Below are 1,540 nucleotides of genomic sequence, written 5' to 3'. Positions count from 1 at the left end.
TCACAGCACGTGCCAGATCGTCATCCGTGATCTCCGGAATCTCGGCATACTCTTCAGGCTGGATCACATGCGCATCCACACGCTGTAGATCCGAGCGAATCGGGTCATCAGGAGAAGTGGTGGCGAAAACGTAGTTGCTCTCTTGCATTGGCCTTACGCATCGAAATGATCTGACGAAAAAAGGAACGCTGGGTGTAGATGATCACGACCATGCGACCCTCAAGCAGACCCAGGCAGACAGTCCGAAACTCACTATAGTCGCGCCGGCGGTCTTCAAACTCCAGCGTCGGCCCGGCAAAGACGCGTTCAGCATCGAGAAAATCCAGGCCTCGCTGCTCCAGAGTCCGCAGCCGTTTGAGGGGATCAAAGCGGATCACCGCCCTGCGTGGCTGGGGTAGAGCCGCTGACTGAATCCGCGAGCTGGGTGGGCATGGCAAAAGGGAGAGGGAACCTCGAAGGGCAAGTGCCACCCCCCGTCTCACCCCAGCCAGGATCGGCCCACCGACACAGCTGATCAAGTCGGTGAAGCGGGCCCAGGGGATCGAGGCACGAGGCTGATCTCCACATCGCAACCGAGCACATCGGCGTAGCGGCGGAGGGTTGTCAGTGCGGGGAGGTGCTTGCGGGATCCCTCGAGCCGACTGATGGCGCTGCGCGTTGTGCCCATCCGCAGGGCCACATCCTCTTGCGTGAGACCGGCCCGCCTGCGGGCCTCGAGAAGCTGCCTGATCAGGCGGAATTCCACGGCAGCTTCCTGCCTTGCCTGGTTGTAGCCAGGGATCTGCTCAACCCTGGAGCGTTCGGTCAGGCGATCGCGGATCACCGGTCGATAAGGAATGTCAGCCATGGCGTTTTAACGTTCTTGAGGCGTGCTCGAGCAAGTAGAAGCTCTCGTCTGGGTGTTTTCTGGGTCTTCTTGACGAAGGTGTGGAGAACGGTGATCACTCGGTCATTGCAGAAGCAATAGAACGCCCGGCCGATGCCGGAATGGCCTTTGGGCCTGAGCTCGAACAGCCCGCCGCCCATGGGATTGGAGTGAGGCGCCCCGAGCAGGGGGCCGTGGTCCTCAAGCAAATCGAGCAGCTCATCGCAGCGAGCCACCAGATTGACAGGCCAGGACTCGATCTCCTCGCGAACGCGAGAGCTGTAGTAGTCAACCCGAAACGACCATTCCATGGTGGCGCGCGTGCTACCTGCCCATGGCTTGCACGCCCTGAAATCGGGTCGGTTGAAAGGTCTTGGCGGAAGGAGGGTGAAGGAGCGCCATGGCACCAAAGCTGCTCATCCACAAGTGCCACCCCCGTATCACCCAGCCAGCCTCACCCCATGCCCCCGTACCCCTCCGCCACCTACGAGCGCCTGCGCGAGACCATCGCCTAGCGGATGCGCATGATCCGCATCTACCAGCCGCTCATGCTCATGGAACTGCTCGGCCGCTTGAGCCCAGCCCCGGCGCAGGACGTGGCCCGCCGGATCCTGGGAAGCGCATGGTGGGCCGGGTTCACCTTCAACGGCATCACCGCCTATGGCGATGGCCACG

At 61.8% G+C, this 1,540-nt stretch carries 3 protein-coding genes; all 3 read right to left on the bottom strand.

The window, feature by feature from the left end; all coding sequences use genetic code 11:
- Positions 1 to 107 precede the first annotated feature (107 nt).
- Complete coding sequence (locus KUG43_RS16425; RefSeq protein WP_216910889.1) at positions 108 to 377, bottom strand: BrnT family toxin; 270 nt, start codon at positions 375 to 377, stop codon at positions 108 to 110.
- A gap of 137 nt (positions 378 to 514) precedes the next feature.
- On the bottom strand, positions 515 to 847 hold the full coding sequence (locus tag KUG43_RS16420; protein WP_216910887.1) for a helix-turn-helix transcriptional regulator: 333 nt from the start codon (positions 845 to 847) through the stop codon (positions 515 to 517).
- Positions 820 to 1,176 (bottom strand): type II toxin-antitoxin system RelE/ParE family toxin, encoded by a 357-nt coding sequence (locus KUG43_RS16415; RefSeq protein ID WP_216910885.1) that lies wholly within the window; start codon positions 1,174 to 1,176, stop codon positions 820 to 822. Before KUG43_RS16415 ends, KUG43_RS16420 begins: the two co-directional genes overlap by 28 nt.
- Between the last annotated feature and the right edge of the window lie 364 nt (positions 1,177 to 1,540).

The organism is Synechococcus sp. CCY 0621 (genome assembly GCF_019038465.1).
Lineage (GTDB): Bacteria > Cyanobacteriota > Cyanobacteriia > PCC-6307 > Cyanobiaceae > Cyanobium.
Note: the sequence above shows the minus strand (reverse complement) of the source record. Positions and strands in the feature narration are given on the sequence as shown.

Excerpts from the sequence above, each read along its gene's own strand:
- KUG43_RS16420 (WP_216910887.1), bottom strand. The coding sequence starts at position 847 with ATGGCTGACATTCCTTATCGACCGGTGATCCGCGATCGCCTGACCGAA.
- KUG43_RS16415 (WP_216910885.1), bottom strand. The coding sequence starts at position 1,176 with ATGGAATGGTCGTTTCGGGTTGACTACTACAGCTCTCGCGTTCGCGAG.